Origin of the sequence: Amycolatopsis oliviviridis, from assembly GCF_014654365.1 — a bacterium.
GTDB lineage: Bacteria > Actinomycetota > Actinomycetes > Mycobacteriales > Pseudonocardiaceae > Amycolatopsis > Amycolatopsis oliviviridis.
The window spans coordinates 1-22893 of sequence record NZ_BNAY01000011.1 but is presented as its reverse complement, the minus strand read 5'-3'; the positions used below and the strand labels follow the sequence as shown (position 1 = coordinate 22893).

General features: G+C 69.0%; 23 protein-coding genes and 1 rRNA gene. 19 read left to right on the top strand and 5 right to left on the bottom strand.

The features are described 5' to 3' along the window. Positions 1–182: 182 nt before the first annotated feature. The 6 genes from infC (at position 183) to pheT (ending at position 6175) form a co-directional block, all read left to right on the top strand. Complete coding sequence (gene infC, locus IE302_RS36115; RefSeq protein WP_051071860.1) at positions 183–758, top strand: translation initiation factor IF-3; 576 nt, start codon at positions 183–185, stop codon at positions 756–758. A gap of 70 nt (positions 759–828) precedes the next feature. Then, complete coding sequence (gene rpmI, locus IE302_RS36110; RefSeq protein ID WP_007028043.1) at positions 829–1023, top strand: 50S ribosomal protein L35; 195 nt, start codon at positions 829–831, stop codon at positions 1021–1023. Positions 1024–1085: 62 nt separating this feature from the next. Further along, positions 1086–1463, top strand: coding sequence for a 50S ribosomal protein L20 (gene rplT, locus IE302_RS36105; RefSeq protein ID WP_005163284.1), 378 nt, complete (start codon positions 1086–1088; stop codon positions 1461–1463). Continuing rightward, positions 1460–2293 (top strand): TrmH family RNA methyltransferase, encoded by an 834-nt coding sequence (locus tag IE302_RS36100; RefSeq protein WP_191259193.1) that lies wholly within the window; start codon positions 1460–1462, stop codon positions 2291–2293. The genes rplT and IE302_RS36100 overlap by 4 nt, the downstream gene beginning before the upstream one ends. A 237-nt stretch (positions 2294–2530) precedes the next feature. After that, positions 2531–3595 carry a phenylalanine--tRNA ligase subunit alpha gene (gene pheS, locus IE302_RS36095; RefSeq protein WP_191258950.1) on the top strand — a complete coding sequence of 355 codons (1065 nt, stop codon included), beginning with the start codon at positions 2531–2533 and terminating at the stop codon, positions 3593–3595. After that, positions 3596–6175 carry a phenylalanine--tRNA ligase subunit beta gene (gene pheT, locus IE302_RS36090; RefSeq protein ID WP_191258949.1) on the top strand — a complete coding sequence of 860 codons (2580 nt, stop codon included), beginning with the start codon at positions 3596–3598 and terminating at the stop codon, positions 6173–6175. Positions 6176–6243: 68 nt separating this feature from the next. On the opposite strand, the gene IE302_RS36085 is transcribed toward pheT, so the two are convergent. After that, complete coding sequence (locus IE302_RS36085) at positions 6244–6936, bottom strand: DNA alkylation repair protein (RefSeq protein WP_191258948.1); 693 nt, start codon at positions 6934–6936, stop codon at positions 6244–6246. 186 nt (positions 6937–7122) lie between these two features. On the opposite strand from IE302_RS36085, the gene IE302_RS36080 reads away from it, so the two are divergent. Next, positions 7123–8712 (top strand): alpha/beta hydrolase, encoded by a 1590-nt coding sequence (locus IE302_RS36080; protein WP_191258947.1) that lies wholly within the window; start codon positions 7123–7125, stop codon positions 8710–8712. 224 nt (positions 8713–8936) lie between these two features. Then, positions 8937–9431, top strand: coding sequence for a helix-turn-helix domain containing protein (locus IE302_RS36075; protein ID WP_191258946.1), 495 nt, complete (start codon positions 8937–8939; stop codon positions 9429–9431). A 43-nt stretch (positions 9432–9474) separates the two neighbouring features. Here IE302_RS36075 and IE302_RS36070 read toward each other — a convergent pair whose 3' ends face one another. Continuing rightward, positions 9475–10440, bottom strand: a complete 966-nt coding sequence (locus IE302_RS36070; protein ID WP_191258945.1) for a helix-turn-helix transcriptional regulator — start codon at positions 10438–10440, stop codon at positions 9475–9477. Between the two features lie 102 nt (positions 10441–10542). Between IE302_RS36070 and argC the strand changes: the two genes are divergently transcribed. Genes argC through argH form a run of 8 tightly spaced genes read left to right on the top strand, consistent with a single transcriptional unit; the run spans position 10543 to position 18081 of the window. Then, positions 10543–11571: an N-acetyl-gamma-glutamyl-phosphate reductase gene (gene argC / locus IE302_RS36065; protein ID WP_191258944.1), complete on the top strand. Its 1029-nt coding sequence runs from the start codon at positions 10543–10545 to the stop codon at positions 11569–11571. Then, positions 11568–12728 (top strand): bifunctional glutamate N-acetyltransferase/amino-acid acetyltransferase ArgJ, encoded by a 1161-nt coding sequence (argJ, locus tag IE302_RS36060; protein ID WP_191258943.1) that lies wholly within the window; start codon positions 11568–11570, stop codon positions 12726–12728. The genes argC and argJ overlap by 4 nt, the downstream gene beginning before the upstream one ends. Next, entirely contained in the window at positions 12725–13645 is a 921-nt protein-coding gene (gene argB / locus IE302_RS36055) for an acetylglutamate kinase (RefSeq protein ID WP_063276204.1), read from the top strand. The genes argJ and argB overlap by 4 nt, the downstream gene beginning before the upstream one ends. Beyond that, positions 13642–14835, top strand: a complete 1194-nt coding sequence (locus IE302_RS36050) for an acetylornithine transaminase (protein WP_191258942.1) — start codon at positions 13642–13644, stop codon at positions 14833–14835. Before argB ends, IE302_RS36050 begins: the two co-directional genes overlap by 4 nt. 15 nt (positions 14836–14850) lie before the next feature. Continuing rightward, on the top strand, positions 14851–15777 hold the full coding sequence (gene argF / locus IE302_RS36045; protein WP_191258941.1) for an ornithine carbamoyltransferase: 927 nt from the start codon (positions 14851–14853) through the stop codon (positions 15775–15777). Further along, positions 15774–16295: an arginine repressor gene (locus IE302_RS36040; protein ID WP_191258940.1), complete on the top strand. Its 522-nt coding sequence runs from the start codon at positions 15774–15776 to the stop codon at positions 16293–16295. Before argF ends, IE302_RS36040 begins: the two co-directional genes overlap by 4 nt. Next, a complete protein-coding gene (locus IE302_RS36035) occupies positions 16285–16638 on the top strand; it encodes an adenine nucleotide alpha hydrolase family protein (protein ID WP_191258939.1) in 354 nt (117 codons plus the stop codon). The genes IE302_RS36040 and IE302_RS36035 overlap by 11 nt, the downstream gene beginning before the upstream one ends. 27 nt (positions 16639–16665) lie before the next feature. After that, positions 16666–18081 (top strand): argininosuccinate lyase, encoded by a 1416-nt coding sequence (argH, locus tag IE302_RS36030; RefSeq protein WP_191258938.1) that lies wholly within the window; start codon positions 16666–16668, stop codon positions 18079–18081. Positions 18082–18304: 223 nt separating this feature from the next. Here the strand turns inward: argH and IE302_RS36025 are convergent, their stop codons facing one another. From IE302_RS36025 to IE302_RS36015, 3 genes are read right to left on the bottom strand one after another with little or no spacing between them, the layout of a single operon-like run. Beyond that, positions 18305–18940 carry a TetR/AcrR family transcriptional regulator gene (locus IE302_RS36025; RefSeq protein WP_191258937.1) on the bottom strand — a complete coding sequence of 212 codons (636 nt, stop codon included), beginning with the start codon at positions 18938–18940 and terminating at the stop codon, positions 18305–18307. Next, positions 18940–19611, bottom strand: coding sequence for a DUF4166 domain-containing protein (locus IE302_RS36020; protein WP_191258936.1), 672 nt, complete (start codon positions 19609–19611; stop codon positions 18940–18942). The genes IE302_RS36025 and IE302_RS36020 overlap by 1 nt, the downstream gene beginning before the upstream one ends. After that, positions 19608–20183, bottom strand: coding sequence for an SRPBCC family protein (locus tag IE302_RS36015; protein WP_191258935.1), 576 nt, complete (start codon positions 20181–20183; stop codon positions 19608–19610). The genes IE302_RS36020 and IE302_RS36015 overlap by 4 nt, the downstream gene beginning before the upstream one ends. A 135-nt stretch (positions 20184–20318) precedes the next feature. Between IE302_RS36015 and IE302_RS36010 the strand changes: the two genes are divergently transcribed. The 3 genes from IE302_RS36010 to IE302_RS36000 all read left to right on the top strand — a co-directional run. Next, positions 20319–20954: a DNA-3-methyladenine glycosylase gene (locus IE302_RS36010; RefSeq protein ID WP_191258934.1), complete on the top strand. Its 636-nt coding sequence runs from the start codon at positions 20319–20321 to the stop codon at positions 20952–20954. Between the two features lie 32 nt (positions 20955–20986). After that, the gene (tyrS, locus tag IE302_RS36005; RefSeq protein WP_191258933.1) at positions 20987–22261 is read left to right on the top strand and encodes a tyrosine--tRNA ligase; all 1275 of its coding nucleotides are present in this window, start codon (positions 20987–20989) and stop codon (positions 22259–22261) included. Positions 22262–22610: 349 nt separating this feature from the next. Further along, positions 22611–22893: ribosomal RNA gene (locus IE302_RS36000) — 16S ribosomal RNA — on the top strand; the annotation flags it as partial.

The following is a 22893-nucleotide window of genomic DNA, read 5'->3' as shown; positions in this document are numbered from 1 at the left end:
CCAGGTGTCCGGGTCCGGTCTCGCCAAAGACGATTTCGGGCGTCGGCGGCGGTGCGTTCGGTTCTGGAGACTGAACGCGATCGGAATGAGTGGGCCTCGCGTACCTCACGGTACCGGGGCCTTCGGCATGTGGGCACCAGGTCGAAACGGTAGAAGAATTTACCTCGAACCAGGGAGGCCCCATCAGCTCCGAGACACGCATCAACGACCGAATCCGGGTTCCGGAGGTCCGCCTCGTCGGACCGGCCGGTGAACAGGTCGGCATCGTCCGGATCGAAGATGCGCTGCGGCTGGCACAGGAGAACGATCTCGATCTCGTCGAGGTCGCTCCGCAGGCACGCCCGCCCGTATGCAAGCTCATGGACTTCGGCAAGTTCAAGTACGAGAGCGCGCAGAAGGCCCGCGAGTCCCGCCGCAATCAGCAGCTCACCGTCATCAAAGAACAGAAGCTGCGGCCGAAGATCGATCAGCACGACTACGAGACCAAGAAGGGTCACGTGTCGCGCTTCCTGGCGGCAGGCAACAAGGTCAAGGTCACGATCATGTTCCGCGGTCGCGAGCAGTCCCGGCCGGAACTCGGTTTCCGGCTGCTGCAGAAGCTCGCCGACGAGGTGACCGAACTCGGGTTCGTCGAGTCGTCGCCGAAGCAGGACGGTCGCAACATGATCATGGTGTTGGCCCCGCACAAGAACGTGAAGCCGCAGAAGGCCGCGAAGGCAGCCAAGGACGAGTCGTCCGAGCCGCCCGCCGACGCGTAGCGCCGACCAGCACATGTCAGCGGCACACCGGAGCACCCCGGTGTGCCGCCGCACGAAAGAGGACAACGTAATGCCGAAGATGAAGACGCACAGCGGGACGTCCAAGCGTGTCCGCGTCACGGGTTCGGGCAAGCTGCGCCGCCAGAAGGCCGGCCGCCGCCACCTGATGGAGAAGAAGTCCAACAGGCTCACCCGTCGCCTCGAAGGCACGACCGAGATCGCCAAGAACGACGTCGGCCGCGTCAAGCGCCTTCTCGGCCGCTGACACCCCCGCACTTGTAAACCCCGGGCGCGCCCGCCGCGCCCCCAGATCGACAGGATGGACCAGTGGCACGCGTCAAGAGGGCTGTCAACGCCCAGAAGAAGCGTCGCGCGACTCTCGAGCTCGCCAGCGGCTACCGCGGCCAGCGTTCGAGGCTGTACCGCAAGGCGAAGGAGCAGACGCTTCACTCGCTGAACTACGCCTACCGGGACCGTCGTGCCCGCAAGGGTGACTTCCGCCAGCTGTGGATCACCCGCATCAACGCGGCGGCCCGCGCCAACGGCGTGACCTACAACCGGTTCATCCAGGGCCTCAAGGCCGCGGGTGTCGAGGTCGACCGCAAGATCCTCGCGGACCTCGCCGTCAACGACGCCGCCGCGTTCACCGCGCTGGCCGAGCTGGCCAAGGCGAACGTGAACACCGAAGAGAAGAAGTCGGCCTGACCGGCGAAAGCGCTCTTCCGCAACCCGGGGCGGCTCCGTTCACCGAACGGACGCCCCGGGTTGTTGCTGCGCGCAAGCTCACCCGCCGGGCCGAGCGGGAGAAGACCGGCCGGTTCCTCGCCGAGGGCGCGAACGCCGTCGAGGCCGCCCTCGAAGACGGTGGCAAGGTGTACGAGCTGTTCGTGACCGAACGCGCCGCCGCGCAGCACGAGCACCTGCTCGCCTCCGCGCGCGAGGCAGGCGTCCCGGTCTCGCCGATCACCGATCGCGCCGCCGACGGGCTGTCCGAGACCGTGACACCGCAGGGCATCGTCGCGGTCTGCGCGCTCGTCGACCGTCCACAAGAGACCGTCCTCAAGCCGGGCGCCAAGCTCGTCGTCGTCCTCGTCGATGTCGCGGACCCCGGCAACGCGGGCACCGTGATCCGGGTCGCGGACGCCGCCGGTGCCGACGCGGTCGTCCTCGCGGGGGACAGTGTCGACCCGCACAACGGCAAATGCGTCCGCGCGGCCGCCGGCAGCCTGTTCCACCCCGCCATCACTCGGATCCGGGACGTCGACGCGGCCTTGAAGGCCTGCTCCGCCGCCGGTCTCCGCACGATCGGCGCGCACGGCTACGCCGACACCGAACTCGATCAAGTGAGCTTCGACGAGCCCACCGCGTGGGTGTTCGGCAACGAGGCGCACGGATTGCCGCCCGCCGTCCTGGAGACGGTCGACCTCGCGGTCAAGATCCCGATGTACGGCCGGGCGGAGAGTCTGAACCTCGCGACGGCCGCCGCGATCTGCGTGTACACGAATGCGATGGCTTCCCGGGCCGCGGCCACGTAGAGTCGCGGGAACGACGCCGCTCGCATCACGACACCAAGGGAGCTCTCATGGAACGCAGTGTTCGTTCCAGCACCTTGTTTACGGCGTAGAGCGCGTTTTTCGCACTCCTGAGTGACGGTGTGCCCAGCCCGAGGGTGATCGGGGGCCGCCGTTCGCTGTCCCATAGAATTCAGCAGCTGCTAAACCCATGTGCGCGTTCGCGCGCACCGGACCAGTCCCAGCGGACGCCGAGGAGTTATGTCCGAAGCCAACGACAAGCAGGACCCCCAGGTGGGAGCCCTCGCGCCGGAAACGTTGACGGCCGCCGTCAAGCAGGCCGAGACGGATTTCGCCGCCGCGGCGGATCTCGACGCGCTGGCCGCGGTCAAACCCGCTCACCTCGGGGACCAGTCTCCGCTGCTGCTCGCCCGCCGCGAGATCGGCGCCCTGCCGAAGCAGGAGAAGGCCGAGGCGGGCAAGCGGGTCAACGAAGCCCGGCAAGGCATTCAGTCCGCCTTCGACGCGCGTCGTGCGGTGCTGCAAGCGGAGCGTGACGAGCGAGTGCTCCGCGATGAGGCCGTCGACGTCACGCTCCCGTGGGATCGGGTGCCCCGTGGCGCCCGGCACCCGATCGCGACCCTGTCCGAGCGGATCGCCGACGCGTTCGTCGCCATGGGCTACGAGGTCGCCGACGGGCCGGAGCTCGAAGCCGAGTGGTTCAACTTCGACGCGCTGAACTTCGGCAAGGACCATCCCGCGCGCCAGCTGCAGGACACGTTCTACCTCGGCGAGGAGGACTCCGGCCTGGTGCTGCGCACGCACACCTCGCCGGTGCAGGCCCGCACGCTGCTGCACCGCGACCTGCCCGTGTACGTCGTCTGCCCCGGCCGCACCTACCGGACCGACGAGCTCGACTCCACGCACACCCCGGTGTTCTCGCAGGTCGAAGGACTCGCGGTGGACAAGGGCCTGACGATGGCGCACCTCAAGGGCACCCTCGACGCCTTCGCCCGCGCGATGTTCGGCGGAACGTCGAAGACCCGCCTGCGCCCGCACTTCTTCCCGTTCACCGAGCCGTCGGCCGAGGTCGACGTCTGGTTCGAGGAGAAGAAGGGCGGACCCGGCTGGGTCGAATGGGGCGGCTGCGGCATGGTCAACCCCAACGTCCTGCGTGCCTGCGGCGTCGACCCCGAGGTCTACTCGGGCTTCGCCTTCGGCATGGGTATCGAGCGCACCCTGCAGTTCCGCAACGGAATCCCGGACATGCGCGACATGGTGGAGGGCGACATCCGGTTCACCCTGCCCTTCGGAACGGAGGCCTGAGTGAAGGTCCCAGCCAGCTGGCTGATCGAACACCTCGACGTCGACGAGGAGGTCACGGCCCAGGATCTGGCCGACGCCTTCGTGCGCATCGGCATCGAGGTCGACGACGTGCGGAAGCTCGAACCGGTCACCGGCCCGCTCGTGGTCGGCCGTGTCGCCGAGATCGAGGAGCTCACCGAGTTCAAGAAGCCGGTCCGCTTCTGCCGGGTCGACGTCGGCGAGTCCGATGACGACACCGTCGCCGAGGCCGACAAGCCGGACGAGAACCTCGACGACGACGAGGACGACGACGAAGGTCCATTCGAGGACGACGGCCCCACGGGGATCAGGACCCGCGGGATCATCTGTGGTGCCACGAACTTCGCCGAGGGCGACCTGGTCGTCGTCGCGCTGCCCGGCACGGTGCTGCCCGGTGGTTTCGAGATCGGCTCGCGCAAGACTTACGGCCGGCTCAGTGACGGCATGATCTGCTCCGCGCGCGAACTCGGCATCGGTGACGACCACTCCGGCATTCTGGTGCTGCCCCCGAGCACGGCCAGCCCGGGCGAGGACGCGAACAAGCTGCTCGAACTCGACGACACCGTCCTCGAGGTGACGCCGACCCCGGACCGCGGGTACGCGCTGTCGGTCCGCGGCCTGGCCCGCGAGCTGTCCAACGCGCTCGACGTCCCGTTCGGCGACCCGGCGTCCCGCGAGCTCCCCGAGGCCGAGAGCGACGCCTGGCCGGTGCGGCTCGAAGACACCGAAGGCTGCAAGCGGTTCGTCCTGCGCCGGGTGAAGAACCTCGACGCGACGGCGCCGACGCCGTGGTGGATGCGGCGTCGCCTGATGCTGGCGGGGATCCGTTCGATCTCGCTCGCGGTCGACGTGACCAACTACGTCATGCTCGAACTCGGGCATCCGCTGCACGCGTTCGCCACCGGTTCGATCAAGGGTGACCTGGTGGTGCGCAAGGCGAAGCCGGGCGAGAAACTGACCACTTTGGACGATGTCGAGCGCACGCTCGACGTGGACGACGTGATCATCGCCGACGACAGCGGGGTCATCTCGCTGGCGGGCACGATGGGTGGCGCGTCTACCGAGATCACGCCGGAGAGCACCGACGTGCTGCTCGAAGCGGCGCACTGGGATCCCTCGTCGATCAGCCGGACGGCCCGCCGCCACAAGCTGTTCTCCGAAGCGGCCAAGCGGTTCGAGCGCTACACCGACCCGCAGCTCTGCGCGGCGGCCGTCGAACTCGCCGCGCGCTTGCTGCGCCAGTACGGCGAAGGCTCGATCCTGCCCGGCCGCACCGACGAGGGCGGCGTCGAGCCGAACCTGCCGGTGACCATGCCGATCAGCATGCCCGACCAGGTGGCCGGGGTGCGCTACGAGCGCGGTGTCACGGTCAAGCGGCTCTCGCAGATCGGCTGCAAGGTCAACGTGGGCACGTCCGAGGACGGCACCGCGCTGGTGACCGCGGTCCCGCCGAGCTGGCGCGGTGACCTGGTGCAGCCCGCCGACCTGGTCGAGGAGGTGCTCCGGCTGGAGGGCTACGACAGCATCCCGTCGGTGCTGCCCGACGCTCCGGCCGGACGTGGTCTCACCGACACGCAGCGCCGCCGTCGTTCGGTCGCGCGTGCGCTGGCCGAGAACGGCTACGTCGAGGTGCTGCCCTTCCCGTTCATCTCGGACTCGGTCTGGGATTCGTTCGGGCTGCCCGAGGACGACGTCCGCCGCAGCACCGTCCAGATCCGCAATCCGCTGGAGGCGGACAAGGACCGGATGGCGAGCACCTTGCTGCCGGGGCTGCTGGAGATCCTGCAGCGCAACATTTCCCGTGGCTTCAAGGATGTCTCGCTGTTCCACATCGGACAGGTCGTGCTGCCGGGGCCGAACCCGATCCCGATGCCTTCGCTCGGGGTGGACCGCCGCCCGACCGACGAGGAACTCGCGGTCCTGGAGGCGGCCGTTCCGCCGCAGCCGCTGCACGTCGCCGTCGTGCTCGCCGGCCAGCGTGGCCGCGCGGGCTGGTGGGGCGAGGGCGAGCAGGCGAACTGGGCCGACGCGGTGCAGGCGGCGCGGCTGGTGGCGCAGGCCGCCGGTGTCGAGCTGACCACGGCCGCGGCGGACCAGCCGCCGTGGCACCCCGGCCGTTGCGCGCAGCTGCGGGTGGGCCAGTGGCCCGTCGGTTACGCCGGCGAGCTGCACCCGAAGGTCGTCGAGGCGCTCGGGCTGCCGCCGCGCACCGTCGCGATGGAACTCGACCTGGACGCGATCCCGATCCCGGACAGCCGTCCGGCGCCGCGGATCTCGGCGTACCCGCCGGTGCTGCTCGACGTCGCCCTCGTCGCCGAGGCGGGCGTGCCGTCGGCGGACCTGGCCGAGGCGTTGCGCGAAGGTGCGGGCGAACTGCTGGAGGACATCGCGCTGTTCGACTCCTACCAGGGCGAGCAGCTGGGTGAGGGCAAGCGTTCGGTGGCGTACAAGCTGCGGTTCCGCGCCGCGGACCGCACGCTGACCGTCGACGAGGCCACGAAGGCCCGTGACGCTGCCGTCGCGCTCGCCGGTGAACGCCTCGGGGCGAGCCTGCGGGCCTGATACCGTTCAGCGCGTGAAGGCCCCCTTCCCTCGGCTCAGCAGAGGGAAGGGGGCCTTCACGTCGGCGCTCAATCTCCCAGGTGCTTGAGCGCCTCCTTCCTGGACAGAGTGGACAGTGCCGGATGCGCGGCGACGAACGCGCGCACCCAGTCCGGCTCGGTCTTCGCGTACTCGCGCAGCGCCCAGCCGATTCCCTTGCGCAGGAAGAAGTCCTTGTCGTCGATGTTCGCTTCGACGGCCCGGGTGAGCAGGTCGGTGTCGGTGCCGCCCTTGGCGCCGACCTGGCAGATGACCGCGGTGCGACGACGCCACTTGTCCTCGTCGTAGGCCCAGGTCAGCATCCGCTGGGTCATCGTTTCCGGTTCCGCCCGCAGGATCGGCCCGACCCGGCGGATCGCGACCTCGTCCACATAGTCCCACCACGCGCCTGTCACGATCATCTCCTCGTACAGGCCGAGCAGATCGCCGTCCTGCCAGCGGGTGTAGGCGCGGTGTCCGGAAAGGGCGATCGCCGCGTAGCGCTCTTCACGGAAATCCGCCTCACGCCACAAGGTGAGCACGGCGGTCGAGAAACTCACTCGATCGGTTAGTGAATGCTCGGCGTAGACCTGTTTCAGCAGCGCCGTCCGAGGCGGTGACGCCACACCGAGGAACGGCATCTCCGACTTCATGTACGCCCGCATCGACGGCGCCTTCTCCGGATCGGCCAGCGCGGCCAAACCGTTGCGAACCGCCGAAACCAGGCTTTTCACCTCGTCCACGCGTTCTCCTTTCCCCAGTGGGCGCCGCGAGCGTACGACAAGGGACCGACAAAGACTGATATGCCCGGATCGGGGTTCGGATACCGACTAAAGAGGGATGGCGGTCAACGTGTCGGTCAGCGAGATTGAAGCCGGTTCTCGGTAGCTTCGGCCCGACCGGGTCGAACGCGGACGAAAAGGAACACAGTGAAGAAATTCGTTGCCGCCCTGGCGGTCGCGGGGATCGGCGTCGGCACCATGGCGCTCGCTCCTTCCGCCACGGCCGCCTCGGCGTCGGACTTCGATCCGAAGCCCATCTCCTGGGGAGCCTGCACGCGCCCGAGCCTGGTCAAGGCCGGCGCGGAATGCGGCTTCCTCGAGGTCCCGCTGGACTACGCGAAGCCGGGCGGGGAGAAGGTCTCGATCGCCGTCTCGCGGGTCAAGCACAAGTCCGCCCAGTCGCAGGGCGTCATGATCGTCAACCCGGGTGGCCCCGGTGGCTCCGGTCTCGGCCTGTCGACCCTCGGCCGGGCCGTCCCCAAGAAGGCGGGTGAGGAGTACGACTGGATCGGCTTCGACCCGCGTGGCGTGGGGGAGAGCAAGCCGTCGCTGACCTGCGACGGGAACTACGCCTCCTACAACCGCCCGCAGTACGTGCCGACCACCCGTGCCATCGAGACGGCGTGGCGTGAGAAGGCGAAGGGCTACGCGAAGGCGTGCGCCAAGAACGGCGCGATCCTCGACCACATCAAGACCATCGATGTGGCGAAGGACGTCGACAGCCTGCGCAAGGCGCTGGGCGAGAAGCAGATCAACTACTACGGCTTCTCCTACGGCACCTACCTCGGCCAGGTCTACAGCACGCTGTTCCCACAGAACGTGCGGCGGATGGTGTTCGACGGCACGGTCGACCCCCGCGACGTCTGGTACCAGGCGAACCTGAACCAGGACATCGCCTTCGACAAGAACATCAAGACCTATTTCGGCTGGCTGGCCAAGTACGACGACGTCTACCACCTCGGCAAGACGGCGTCCGCGGTCGAGAAGCTGTGGTACGGCGAGCAGAAGAAGCTGTACGACAAGCCCGCGGGCGGCGTCATCGGCGGTTCCGAGTGGACGGACATCTTCCTGCAGGCCGGCTACTACGTGTTCGGCTGGGAAGACATGGCGAACGCGTTCTCGGGCTGGGTCCACAAGGGTGACTGGCAGACCCTGAAGGGCCTGTACGACAACTCCAACCCGCCGGGTGAGGACAACGGCTACGCGGTGTACGCGGCCGTGCAGTGCACCGACGTGGCGTGGCCGAAGAGCTGGCCCCGCTGGAAGTTCGACAACTGGGTCACCCACTTCCGGGCGCCGTTCGAAACCTGGGGCAACGCCTGGTTCAACGCGCCGTGCATCGACTGGCCCGCGAAGCCGGGCAAGCCGGTGGAGATCGACGGGCGCAAGGTCCCGGGCATCCTGCTGGTCAACGAGGAGAACGACGCCGCGACGCCGTACCCCGGCAGCCTCGAGGTCCGCAAGCGCTACCCGAACTCCAGCCTGATCAGCGCCCCCGGTGGCACGACGCACTCGGGCTCGCTGTCCGGTGTGTCCTGTGTGGACGACAAGATCGCGGACTACCTGCTGACCGGGAAGCTGCCCGTGCGCAAGCCGGGCAACGGTTCGGACGTGCAGTGCACCCCGGTCCCGCCGCCGGTCCCGGCCGGTGCCGCGGCCGGCACGAAGAAGTCGGACGTGCCGTCTTCGGTGGCTGAAGTGAAGAAGGAGGCGCTGGCTCAGGCGCTGCCTTTCTGAGCCCGTCGCTTTCGGGACGCTTCCGTGCCCCGGTCCGGTTTCCCGGACCGGGGCATTTCCTTTGGGACTGACGCAATTAGTCCTCTGAATGCGTCAGTCCACCGGCCATGACCGGCACCCTCTCGTCTCGAAAAGCGATGAAAGTACCGGTCATCCACCGTCCCGCGCCGATTCCCCGTCGCCGGGCCGGGGAATTGTCGGGGCCGCCCGTTAGCGTCCCCGGCATGACCATCGTCGAAGAGCACCGGACCGAGATCCGCGTGCAGGACACCGTTTATCGCATCGAGGTCGCCGCCCGTGAGGGTGGCGGCGCGGCCGGGGAAGACCGCTGGGTGACCGTCATGGTCGGCGGAGCCGGACCGCAGGAGGAGCCTGTCGCCGAAGGCAGGCTCGACATCGACGCCGAGGCCGTGCCGGCCTTGGCGACCGTCCTTTCCGACACGCTGATGGCGTTCGCGGGCCGGAGCACCGGCCGCAACGGCCGCCGAAGATCGGCGGACCGCCCCGCGCACCAGGGCCTGCCGTGGTCCGAAGAGCTGGACGCGGAACTGGAAAGCCGTTGGCTGGCCGGGGAAAGCGTCGAGGAGATCGCGCGGCGGTTCGAGCGGACGCCGGGCGGGATCCGGGCCCGGCTGCCGAGGGTCGGCTGCGACCCGGAGCGCCGGGGCGCGTACCTCCCGATCCCGCCGAGTCAGCGCGAGGGAGGTGAACTCGGCTGATTCCAGGTGGCTGCGAGGGCCGCCCGGCCCTCGCAGCCACTCGTCAGTCCACTGTGGACTTCGTGCCGCGCTCGGCCCGCGCGGCCATCTCCCGGAGGTGGCTGATCAGTTCCGGCGGCTCGTGCACGGTGAATTCGCAGCCGAGTCCGAGGAGCCGGAACGCGAGCCAGTCCAGGGTGTCGGTGCCCGCGTTCAGGACGCAGGTCTCGTCGTCGACGGGTTCGAGTTCGCCGACGTTGTCCCCGATCGCGGGGGCGACCTGGCTCATCGGCGCGTGCAAGGTCACGCGTGCGCTGTAGGTGGGAAGGAGGCTGTACATCTTGTCGGTGACATAGGCCGCCACGTCCTGCGCGGGTGGCTGTCTCGGCGTCGCCCGGCCGCCGGTGGCCCGCGGCTCGGAGATCCGGTCTGCGCGGAAGATCCGCCAGTCGTCCCGGTCGAGGTCGTAGCCGAGCAGGTACCAGCGGTGCTTGGCCGAGACGAGCCGGTGGGGTTCGACGTGCCGGCGGGATTCGGTCCCGTCGCCGGTGCGGTAGGCGAACCGCGTCCGCTCGGTGTTGGCGATCGCGCCCGCGAAGACGGTGAGGTGTTCCGGGTCCACGGCGGGCCCGGTGCCGGGCAGCGGCACGGTCGCGGCGCCGAGCGCTCCGACGCGATAGCGCAGCCGCGACGGCAGGACCTGTTCGAGTTTCGCGAGTGCCCGTACCGAAGACTCCTCGATACCCGAGATCGCCTGCCCGGCGGCGCCCCGGAGACCGACCGCGATCGCGACGGCCTCCTCGTCGTCGAGCAACAGCGGTGGCATGGCCGCGCCCGCGCCCAGCCGGTAGCCGCCCTCTGAGCCTCGCGACGCCTCGACGGGATACCCGAGCTCGCGCAGCCTGTCGATGTCGCGGCGGATGGTCCGAGGGCTGACCTCCAGTCGTTCGGCCAGCTCGCTGCCGGGCCACTCGCGAGGGGTCTGCAAGAGCGACAGCAGGCTGAGCAGCCGGGCGGGCGTGTCCGTCATGCCGCAAGGATGCCTCGGACAAGGGACAGGGGATGGCCTATTTCGGGTGAGCCACGCGACCTTCGTTTGATTGAACTTGCACGCCTGTGCATAATCATACGTATGACGGTGAAGATCGCGGTGGCCGGAGCCAGCGGGTACGCGGGCGGCGAACTCCTGCGCCTGCTGCTGGCCCATCCCGAAATCCAGATCGGTGCGCTCACCGCGGCCAGCTCCGCGGGGACGCCGCTCGTCCAGCACCAGCCGCACCTCGCGCCCCTGGCGGACCGTGTCCTCCTGGAGACGACTCCGGAGACCCTGGCCGGGCACGACGTCGTCTTCCTCGCCCTGCCGCACGGCCACTCCGGTGCCCTCGCCGCGCAGCTGGGCCCGGACGTCCTGGTGGTCGACCTCGGCGCGGACCACCGCCTCTCCGACGCGGCCGACTGGCAGCGCTGGTACGGCGGTGACCACGCCGGGCAATGGCCGTACGGGCTTCCCGAACTGTCAGGCGCCCGCGAGCGCCTCGTCGGGACCAAGCGCATCGCGGTGCCCGGCTGCTTCCCGACCGGCGGCTCGATCGCCCTCGCCCCGGCTCTCGCCGCGGGCCTGGTCGAGCCGGAGGTCAACGTCGTCGCCGTGACCGGGACCTCGGGCGCGGGCAAGAGCCTCAAGCCGAACCTCCTCGGTTCGGAGGTGATGGGGTCGGCCACCGCGTACGGCGTCGGCGGCGCCCACCGGCACACCCCCGAATTCGCGCAGAACCTCTCGGCGGTCTCGGGTGAGCGGGTCAAGGTCTCGTTCACCCCCGTGCTGGCGCCGATGCCGCGAGGGATCCTCACCACCGCGAGCGCCGCCCTCAAGACCGACCTGGACGCCGACGGCGCCCGCGAAGTCTACGAAAAGGCGTACGCCACCGAGCCGTTCGTCCAGCTGCTGCCACCGGGCCGGTGGCCGTCGTCGGCCTCGGTGGTCGGCTCGAACAACGTCCAGCTGCAGGTCACCGTCGACGCCGACACCCGGCGCCTGATCGTGGTCGCGGCCATCGACAACCTGACCAAGGGCACCGCGGGAGGCGCCGTCCAGTCGATGAACATTGCACTCGGCCTCCCCGAAACCACCGGACTACCGACCGTAGGAGTGGCTCCGTGACCGTCACCCAGCCGAAGGGGTTCCGCGCCGCGGGCGTGGCCGCCGGGATCAAGGCCGAGGGCAAGCTCGACCTCGCGCTCGTCGTCAACGACGGGCCGCTGCAGGTCGCGGCCGGCGTGTTCACGCGCAACGTGATCAAGGCCGCCCCCGTCCTGTGGTCGCAGGAGGTGCTCAAGCAGCAGCGCCTGAAGGCCGTCGTCCTCAACTCCGGCGGAGCGAACGCCGCCACCGGTCCCGGTGGTTTCCAGGACACCCACCAGACGGCCGAGAAGGTCGCCGGGCTCTTCGAAGCCGGTGCGATCGAGGTCGCGGTCTGCTCGACCGGCCTGATCGGCGAGCGGCTGCCGATGGACAAGCTGCTTTCCGGCGTGGACACCGCCTTCGCGGGACTCGGCATCGGCTCCGATGCCGACCTCAACGCCGCCACCGCGGTCATGACCACCGACAGCAAGCCGAAGCAAGCGGCCGCGAAGCACGACGGCGGCTGGAGTGTCGGCGGGTTCGCCAAGGGCGCGGGCATGCTCGCCCCGAACCTCGCGACGATGCTCTCCGTCCTCACCACCGACGCCGTCGTCACCCCCGAAGCCCTCGACAGGGCCCTGCGCGCCGCCACCGGTGTCACCTTCGACAGGCTCGACGTCGACGGCGGCACCTCCACCAACGACACCGTGCTCGTCCTCGCGTCCGGCGCCAGCGGCGTCGAACCGACCGAGGCCGAACTGACCGAACTGCTCACCGCCGTCAGCCTCGACCTCGTGCTGCAGCTGCGTGCGGACTCCGAAGGCGCGACCAAGTACGTCGACGTCACGGTCACCGGCGCGGCCAGCGAGGCGGACGCCATCGCCGTCGGCCGGACGATCGCCGAGGACAACCTGGTCAAGACCGCGTTGTTCGGTTCGGACCCGAACTGGGGCCGCATCGCCATGGCGCTGGGCCGGGTCCCCGCGGAGATCGACCCGGAGAAGGTCGCCATCGCGATCAACGGCGTCACCCTGTTCGCCAAGGGCACCCCGGCGGCGGACCGCTCCGAGGCGGACCTCTCGGGCCAGGACATCGAGATCGTCGTCGACCTGGGCCTCGGCGAAGGGGAGTCGACGATCTACACGACCGACCTCTCGCACGCGTACGTCGAAGAGAACAGCGCGTACTCGTCATGAGCCCTTCCGAATCCACGGTCCCCGCGGACGAGCGGCTCGCGACGGCCGCCGAGAAGGCCTCGATCCTCATCGAAGCCTTGCCCTGGTTGCAGCGTTTCCACGGCGCCACCGTCGTGGTCAAGTACGGCGGCAACGCCATGATCGACGAGAGCCTCAAGCAGGCCTTCGCCGAGGACATGGTCTTCCTGCGCACGGTCGGGCTCCGTCCGGTGGTGGTGCACGGCGGCGGCCCGCAGATCACCGCGATGCTCAACCGGCTCGGCGTCGAAGGCGAGTTCAAGGGCGGCCTGCGCGTCACCACACCCGAGACCATGGACATCGTCCGCATGGTGCTGACCGGCCAGGTCAGCCGCGAGCTGGTCGGGCTGATCAACGCGCACGGCCCGTACGCGGTCGGGATCTCCGGCGAGGACGCGCGGCTGTTCACCGCCGAGCGCAAACAGGCCACTGTGGACGGTGTGCCGGTCGACATCGGGCTCGTCGGCGAGGTCTCCGAGGTCAACCCGGACGCGGTGCTCGACATCGTCAACGCGGGCCGGATCCCGGTGGTGTCCACCGTGGCCCCGGACGTCGACGGCGTCGTCCACAACATCAACGCCGACACCGCCGCCGGTGCGCTGGCCGCCGCGCTCGGCGCGGAGAAACTCGTCGTGCTCACCGACGTCGAAGGCCTCTACGCCAACTGGCCGGACCGCGGCTCGCTGGTCGACCGGATCCGCGTGGACCGCCTCGAAACCCTGCTGCCCGGCCTCGCCAGCGGCATGATCCCGAAGATGGAGGCCTGCGTGCGCGCCATCCGCGGCGGCGTCCGCCGCGCGCACGTGATCGACGGCCGCATCGCCCATTCGGTGCTTCTGGAGGTCTTCACCTCCCGCGGCATCGGTACCATGGTCTTCCCCGAAACGGAGCTCCCGTGACCATCCTCAAGTCCAATGTAGACGGCCAGGAACACTGGAAGTCGTCCCTCATGGACAACTACGGCACCCCGGCGCTGACCCTGGTCCGAGGCGAGGGCGCGACGGTCTGGGACGCCGACGGCAAGCCGTACGTCGATCTGCTGGGCGGCATCGCGGTCAACGCGCTCGGCCATGCCCACCCCGCCGTGGTGGCCGCGGTCTCCGAACAGGTCGCGAAACTCGGGCACACCTCGAACCTCTACGTGAACCCGGTCGTCGTCGAACTCGCCGAAACGCTCCTGGACGTCGCCGGCCTGTCCGGCAACGCGAAGGTGCTGTTCGTCAACTCCGGCGCCGAGGCCAACGAAGCCGCGCTGAAGATCAGCAGGCTCACCGGCCGGACCAAGATCGTGGCCTGCGAGGGGGCCTTCCACGGCCGCACCATGGGTGCACTGACGCTGACTGGCCAGCCCTCGAAGCGGGACCCGTTCGCGCCGCTGGTCCCGGGCGTCACCCACGTTCCCTACGGCGACATCGACGCCCTTCGTGCCGCGGTGGACGACGAAACGGCGGCGGTGTTCCTTGAGCCGATCCTCGGCGAGGCGGGGGTCGTCCCGGCGCCGGACGGCTACCTCCAGGCCGCGCGGGAGATCACCAAGGCGACCGGGACCCTGCTCGTCCTCGACGAGGTGCAGACCGGCATCGGCCGCACTGGCGCGTGGTTCGCCTTCCAGCATGCTGGCATCGTCCCGGACCTCGTCACCTTGGCGAAGGGACTCGGCGGCGGTCTGCCCCTCGGCGCGGTCATCGGCGTCGGCGAGGCGGGAGACCTGGTGAAGCCGGGGCACCACGGGACCACCTTCGGCGGCAACCCGATCTGTTGCGCCGCCGGGCTCGCCGTGCTCAAGACCATCGCCGCGGACAACCTGAACGACCACGTTTCCGCGCTGGGCAAGGACATCGCCTCTCGCGTGGAGGAGCTCGGCCACCCGCTGGTGGCCGGGGTCCGCGGGGCCGGGCTGCTGCTCGGCATCGCGTTGCGCGAACCGGTCTCGGCGACGGTCGCCAAGGCCGCGCAGGACGCGGGCTACCTGGTCAACCCGATCGCCCCGGACACCATCCGGCTGGCACCGCCGCTGATCCTGAGCGCCGACGAGGCCGCGGGATTCCTCGAAGCCCTTCCCGGGGCGCTCGATTCCACCACCACCTAGGACAGAGACGAACGCATGCTGCGCAACTTCCTCCGTGACGACGATCTCAGCCCCGCCGAACAGGCCGAGATCCTCGACCTCGCCGACCAGCTGAAGGCCGAGCCGCTGAGCTCCCGCGCGCTGGAGGGCAAATCCGTCGCGGCGATCTTCGAGAAGAACTCCACCCGGACCCGGTTCTCCTTCGAGGTGGGCATCGCCCAGCTCGGCGGCAACCCCGTGATCGTCGACGGGCGCTCCATGCAGCTCGGCCGCGAAGAGACCATCGAGGACACCTCGCGGGTGCTTTCGCGGTACCTGGACGCGATCGTGTGGCGGACCTTCGCCCAGAAGCGGATCGACGCGATGGCGTCGGCGGCCAGTATCCCGGTGATCAACGCGCTCACCGACGAGTTCCACCCTTGCCAGGTGCTCACCGACCTGATGACCATCCGCGAGCGCAAGGGCAAGCTCGCCGGGCTCACCCTGGTCTACCTCGGCGACGGCGCCAACAACATGGCGCATTCGCTGCTGCTGGGCGGGACCACGGCCGGGATGCACGTCCGCGTCGTCTCGCCGGAGGGTTTCCAGCCGGATCAGCAGGTCATGCTCGACGCCAAGCACCGGTCGACCGAGACCGGCGGCAGCACCACGGTCTTCACCGATCCGTACGCCGCGGTCGAAGGCGCGGACGTCGTCGTCACCGACACCTGGACCTCGATGGGGCAGGAGAACGACGGTCTCGACCGCGTCGGCCCGTTCCGTGAGCTGCAGGTCAACACCGCGCTGATGCGCCGCGCCGCGGACGAGGCGATCGTGCTGCACTGCCTGCCCGCGCACCGCGGCTGGGAGATCACCGACGAGGTCATCGACGGTCCGGCGAGCGCGGTCTGGGACGAGGCCGAGAACCGGCTGCACGCGCAGAAGGCGCTTCTGGTGTGGCTCATGGACGAGAAGCGACGATGACCGGCGGCAGAGTCACCCGGCAGGCCCGGATCACCGAACTGGTGTCGTCGATGGCCATCCGCAGCCAGACGGAGCTCGCGAAGCTCCTGGCGGCGGAAGGGATCGACGTCACGCAGGCGACGCTGTCGCGGGACCTCGACGAACTGGGCGCGGTGAAGCTGCGGGGCGCCGATTCCGGCGCGCCGGTGTACGTCATCCCGGAGGACGGCAGTCCGGTACGCGGGGTGCAAGGCGGCACGTCCCGGCTTTCGCGGCTGCTCGCCGAATTGCTCGTTTCGGCGGACTCGTCGGGAAATCTGACGGTGCTGCGCACGCCGCCGGGCGCGGCGCAGTTCCTCGCCAGCGCCATCGACCGGGCGGCGCTGGAGGAGGTCGTCGGTTCGATCGCCGGCGACGACACGGTCGCGGTGATCGCGAGGGAACCGCTGTCCGGCAAGGACCTGGCCGATCGCTTCATGGCGCTGGCCCGACGGTCGTCCACTGTGGACGGCGGTGAGGAGACCGAAGGTGACGCCTGACGGGTTCGCCTTCCCGGAAGATCCGGAGAAGCTGGTCATAACCTTCGACGAAGGGGTGCCGGTCGCGATCGACGGGGAGACCGTGACGCTGCCGGAAGCCTTCCAGGAGCTGAACCGCCGTCTCGGCGCCTTCGGGCTCCAAGGGCGCGGGATCTACGAGGGTCCCGCCGCACTCGCGCTGGTCAGCGCGTACGAAGAACTGAAAAAGGTCAGTATCGGGCGGGTCTCCGGCGAGGCCTGCCTGGTCCTGCACCGCGGGAACGCGGTCGTGAACAGCGCGCGCGACGAGCACGCGCTGTACGACTTCACCACAGGCGCTACCTTCGACCGGTCAGTCGCCTGAAGAGAACCAAGGAATCCGAGGAGTGTTGTGAGCGGGAATGAGCAGCCGGTGCAGCTGTGGGGCGGCCGGTTCGCCAGCGGACCGGCGGAGGCGATGGCGGCGCTGAGCGCGTCGACCCATTTCGACTGGCGGCTGGCGCCGTACGACATCGCCGGGTCGCGGGCCCACGCGCGAGTGCTGCGGAAGGCGGGTCTGCTCACCGAAGACGAGCTGACCGGCATGCTCGCCGCGCTGGACGCCCTCGCCCAGGACGTCGCTTCGGGTGCGTTCACCCCGACCGTCGCCGACGAGGACGTCCACACCGCGCTCGAACGTGGTCTGCTGGAGCGCGCGGGCACCGACCTCGGCGGCAAGCTGCGGGCAGGCCGTTCACGCAACGACCAGGTCGCGACGCTGTTCCGGATGTGGCTGCGGGACGCCGCCCGCCGGGTGGTCGCCGGCACTCTCGGCGTCGTCGACGCGCTGGTTTCGCAGGCGAAGCGGCACCCGGACGCGATCCTTCCCGGTCGCACCCACCTCCAGCACGCCCAGCCGGTCCTGCTGGCCCACCATCTCCTCGCGCACGGCCAGTCGCTGCTGCGCGACGTCACCCGGTTGCGTGACTGGGACGCTCGCACCGCCGAGTCGCCCTACGGTTCGGGCGCGCTCGCGGGCTCCTCGCTCGGACTCGACCCCGAGGCCGTCGCCGAGGAGCTGGGCTTCGACACCAGCGTCGAGAACTCCATCGACGGCACCGCCTCGCGGGACTTCGTCGCCGAGTTCGCCTTCGACGTCGCGATGCTCGCGGTCAACCTGTCCAGGATCGCCGAAGAGGTGATCATCTGGAACACCGCCGAATTCGGCTACGTCACCCTCGACGACGCCTGGGCGACCGGCAGCTCGATCATGCCGCAGAAGAAGAACCCGGACGTCGCCGAGCTGACCCGCGGCAAGGCCGGACGGCTCATCGGGAACCTGACCGGTCTGCTCGCGACGCTCAAGGCGCAGCCGCTCGCGTACAACCGGGACCTGCAGGAGGACAAGGAGCCGGTCTTCGACTCCGTCGAGCAGCTGGAACTGCTGTTCCCGGCCATCGCGGGCATGCTCGAGACGCTGACCTTCCACACCGACCGGCTCGCCGAACTGGCGCCCGCCGGGTTCACCCTCGCCACGGACATCGCTGAATGGCTGGTGCGCCAAGGGGTTCCGTTCCGTGTCGCGCACGAGGCGGCGGGGGAGAGCGTCCGAGTCGCCGAGGGCCGCGGCGTCGGCCTCGACGAACTGACCGACGAAGAGTTCGAGAAGATCAACCCGGCGCTGACGCCCGCCGTGCGCGAGGTGCTGACTGTCGAAGGCTCGGTGAGCTCGCGCAACGCCCGTGGCGGCACCGCTCCGGAGCGGGTCGCCGAGCAGCGGGACCGGCTGGTCGCGCGGGTCGCCGAACACCGCGCCTGGCTGAGCTAGACCCATCCCGCGTGAAGGCCCCCTTCCCTCGGCTGAGCCGAGGGAAGGGGGCCTTCACGCGCATCGCCAGCGCCGCTTCCGACATCCTCAGGACGTTCGGCCCCAGATACGCCACCCCGGTCTCGCCCAGTAGCGAGCCGATCCACGGATGGCGCAGGGAACACCGAACGCAGGTCGTGCGCGAACCGCGTCGTCTCCGCTCGCCACGGACCCGGCTCCGGGGCTACCGCTTCGCCGTCTTCCGGAGCTTCGCGCGCACTGCGCGGGTGGCGACCGGGCCGAGCCCTTCGAGGACGTCGGCCAGGACAGCCAGCTGTCCCAGCGCCCTCAGCGCGTGCTCGGCGCCTTCCGGATCGACCGACTCGAACAGTGTCAGGCCGAGGAAACCGGCGGAGACCGCGTGGGCCAGCCCCTCGGTCTCCGCCAGTTCGAGCACCGGTGAACCGGCGAGCACACGGTCGAGGGTCTGCCGGACCTCGTGGACCCATTTGTCCAGGGCCTGCCGCGTCGCCTCGGCCAGCCGCCCGCCGCCCTGCGCGCCGGCGAGGGCCTGAGCGAGGACCGCCATGTTCCCCTCGGCCCGTTCCTCCGCGTGGATGACGCGGCCCAGCTCCAGCAACTCGCCCAGCGTGCTCACTTCGGCGAACCGGTCACGGAAATGGGTGACGCGGCTTTCGGTCGCCGTCACGCAGGCTTGCGCGATCAACTCCTCGACACTGCCGAAGTGGTAGAAGATCAGCGCCTGATTGGTACCCGCCGCGGCCGCGACGGTCCTGGCCGAAACCGCGGTGATGCCGCTGGTGCGGATCGTCTCCAGCGCGCCGTCGATCAACCGCTGTTTCGTACCGGTCCCGTTCATCAGTCCAGGACTTTCTCACGCAGAGGCTTCACGGCACCGCTCACCCCCGTCCGCAGATCGACGAACCGAGCCTCGAACGCGCCGCGGTAGCCGAACAGCGGGCCGAACCGCCGGTTCATCACCTGGATCTCGATCCGGAACAGGCCGCTCTCGTCGTCGAACCACTCGTCGACCTCGGCCACACCGACGACGGATCGCGGCACCACGCACCGGAGCGGGCCTTCATGGAGCCGGAACTCTTCCGACCGGATGTGGAAGCCGCCGTCCGGCCGCACGGTCACGTCGAGATCGACGGCGAGGTGCTGATGCGTGCCCAGGTAGTCGACGATCTTCCCGCGCTCGGCGCTGTAGATCATCTGCGCGTCGAACCGGCGTCGCCGCTCCGGCAGTTCGAAAGTGCGGACGAACGACACCGTCTCCCTGCCGAGCGAGTCGACGTACGGGTAGTTCTCGATGGTGAAGGGGACGTTGCGGCCGCGCTCCGGGAACAGGATGTGCCTCGACGCGCCGAGCCGCAGGAACGGGGTGGCGAACGCGGCGCCGCGCCAGATCTCGTCCATCACGCCGATGCCGATCATCCCGACGCCGTTCTCCGTGCTCAGCGACAGTCGTTCGCGCATCCGGGGGTGCAGCGAAGCGAATTCGCCGCCCAGCGCTTCGCGGAAGATCATGCCTGCTCCAAGGTGTCGAGAATGCGGGGCGCGCTGCCGTCCTTGCCCGTGCGCGGGCTCCGTCGGCAGCGGCTCGCCGAGGGCGAGAGCAACGGGAGTCGTTCAGGCGGTGTGCCGGTCTCCAGCCACCAGCGGAGCCTGTCGAACGACCAGGCCGTCATCCAGCCGAAGACCGGCCGGAACAGGAGATCGGCGAACCTGCCGAGGACACCCCACCGGGTGGTGTAGTCGAAGCCGGTGACGAACCGGACGCCGTCGTCGACGGGGGAGTAGCGCCAGTACCCCGAGCCGGACTTGATGAGCGACAGCCGCTCCGTGGAGGCGAACCTCAGCGCGGACGTCCGGCCTCCGTCGGGCCGGGTGCTCTCGCCGGCGTGCGTTCCGGTGCCGTTGACGACGATCCCCAGGAACTTCGTCGTGTACCGGAACCGCCCGGGTGAACCCGCGACCGGTTCGATCCGCGCGAAGCGGAGATCCCAGCGTTCGTGCAGACGCGGGTCCTGCGTGTATTCCCACAGCGTGTCGAGGTCGGTGCGGATCACCGTTTCGACGTAAAGCGCTCTTCTGCTCATGGAGCCCCCTCCGGTTTGAGCGATCGCTCAAAGGCACTGTAGAGCATGGTTGAGCGATCGCTCAATGCCGAGTCCGGCCAGGGGCCGGTTAAGGTCGGTGCCGGGAGATCGCGGCGAAAAGGGGAGTGCGGAAACTTGGAGACCGGCAGGCAGTTCACCCGGCGCGATCTGGCGCTGGACCCGGTGGAGCTGTCCACGCTCCTGCTCGGATCGGTGATCGAAGCGACCGGTCCCGACGGCACGGTCGCCGTCCGGCTGGTCGAGGTCGAGGCCTATCGCGGACTCGACGACCCCGCGTCGCACTGCTACCGCGGCAAGACCCCGCGCAACGCGGTCATGTGGGGACCCGCGGGGCATCTGTACGTGTACTTCGTCTACGGCATGCACTTCTGCGCGAACGTCGTCGGCGCCGAAGACGGCCAGCCCGGCGCCGTACTGCTGCGCGCGGGTGAGGTGGTGTCGGGGGCCGACGTCGCCCGCGCGCGCCGGCCGTCGGCGCGGGGCAACGGCGAACTCGCCAAAGGACCGGCCATCCTCACCTCGGTGCTCGGCATCGACCGGGCCGAGAACGGCGTCGACCTGACCGACCCCGCTTCCCCCGTCCGCCTGTTCACCGGAGAACGCGTCCCCGAAACAGGCATCCGCACCGGGCCGCGCGTCGGCGTCGCCATGGCGATGGACACCCCATGGCGGTTCTGGGTCGACGGATCGCCCGCGGTCTCCACCTATCGCCGGGGCGGCAAGCGACGGGCGGCCGCCCCCGGCCGATAGTCGGTTGACCTGGTGCGGGAGGATCTACAGGCGTGAGCGAGCACATCCTTGACGAGCTGACCTGGCGCGGCCTGATCGCGCAATCCACCGACACCGACGCACTGCGGCGAGACCTCGACCAAGGACCCCTCACGCTCTATTGCGGATTCGACCCGACCGCGCCCAGCCTGCACGCCGGCAACCTGGTCCCGCTCCTGATGCTCTCGCGCTTCCAGCGAGCCGGGCACCGGCCGATCGTGCTGGCGGGCGTCGCCACCGGGATGATCGGCGACCCGCGCGACACCGGTGAGCGCACCCTCAACACGCTGGACACCGTCTCCGAATGGGCCGACCGGATCCGCGGTCAGCTGGAACGGTTCGTCGACTTCGACGACTCGCCGACCGGCGCGGTCATCGAGAACAACCTGAACTGGACCGGCAAGCAGACCGTGGTCGAGTTCCTGCGCGACGTCGGCAAGCACTTCCCGGTCAACACCATGCTGAACCGGGAGACGGTGAAGCGCCGCCTCGAGGCCGACGGCATGTCCTACACCGAGTTCAGCTACCTGCTGCTGCAGTCGCAGGACTACCTGCACCTGTACCGCGAGTACGGCTGCAAGCTGCAGATCGGCGGCTCGGACCAGTGGGGCAACCTCGTCGGCGGGGTCGACCTGATCCGCCGGACCGACGGCGGGCACACGCACGCGCTGACCGCGCCGCTGGTCACCGACACCGAGGGCCGCAAGTTCGGGAAGTCCACCGGCGGCGGCAGCGTCTGGCTCGACCCGGAGATGACCTCGCCGTACGCGTGGTTCCAGTACTTCGTGAACGTCGCCGACGCCGACGTCATCCGCTACCTGAGGATGTTCTCCTTCCTCGGGCAGGAGGAGATCGCGGCGCTCGCCGAGGACACCGAACAGCGCCCCCACCTGCGGTCCGCGCAGCGGAAGCTGGCGGAGGACTTCACCACCCTGGTGCACGGCGAGGAGGCGACCCGGCAGGTCATCGCCGCCAGCCAGGCACTGTTCGGCAGGGGAGAGCTGCGTGAGCTCGACTCGTCGACCCTCGACGCCGCCATGGCCGAGGTGCCGAACGGCAAGGTGGACCCGAACGGCGAGTCGACGATCGTCGACCTGCTGATCGCCGGAGGGCTCGTCGACAGCAAGGGCGCCGCGCGCCGCACCGTCAAGGAAGGCGGCGCGTACGTCAACAACACGAAGATCGCCGACGAGGCGTGGAAGCCGTCCCCGGAGGACGCTCTGCACGGCCGTTGGCTCGTCGTCCGCAAGGGCAAGCGCAACGTCGCCGGCGTGCGCGTCGGGGGCTGATCGCGGCCCCGGCCCGAAACAGGGGCCCTGACCTGCGGAAACGCAGTTAAGGTACCCCCCTGTTTCGGGCCTCTGGAGGCCATGTAAAGTTCTCCAAGTCGCCAGGGAAACCGGGTGGCCGCGGGACACGAACCAAGCTCTCACCTCAAGGTGATTGAGTGGGTGTCTCACCAAAAACTGCTAGGAATAACTGCTTCGGATAAGGCCGTGTAGCCACGGTGCGATCTGGGGTGTGTTGCTTGAGAACTCAACAGTGTGCTAGTGAACTAAGCCAGTAGAGCTTATGTATTGAAACCTCGTAAGAGGTTCCTTTGAGAGCATTACTTTTATGCCTCGATCAAATTTGACATTGTTGGAGAGTTTGATCCTGGCTCAGGACGAACGCTGGCGGCGTGCTTAACACATGCAAGTCGAACGATGAAGCCTTTCGGGGTGGATTAGTGGCGAACGGGTGAGTAACACGTGGGCAATCTGCCCTGTACTTTGGGATAAGCCTGGGAAACTGGGTCTAATACCGGATATGACAATTGGCCGCATGGTTGGTTGTGGAAAGCTCCGGCGGTACGGGATGAGCCCGCGGCCTATCAGCTTGTTGGTGGGGTAATGGCCTACCAAGGCGACGACGGGTAGCC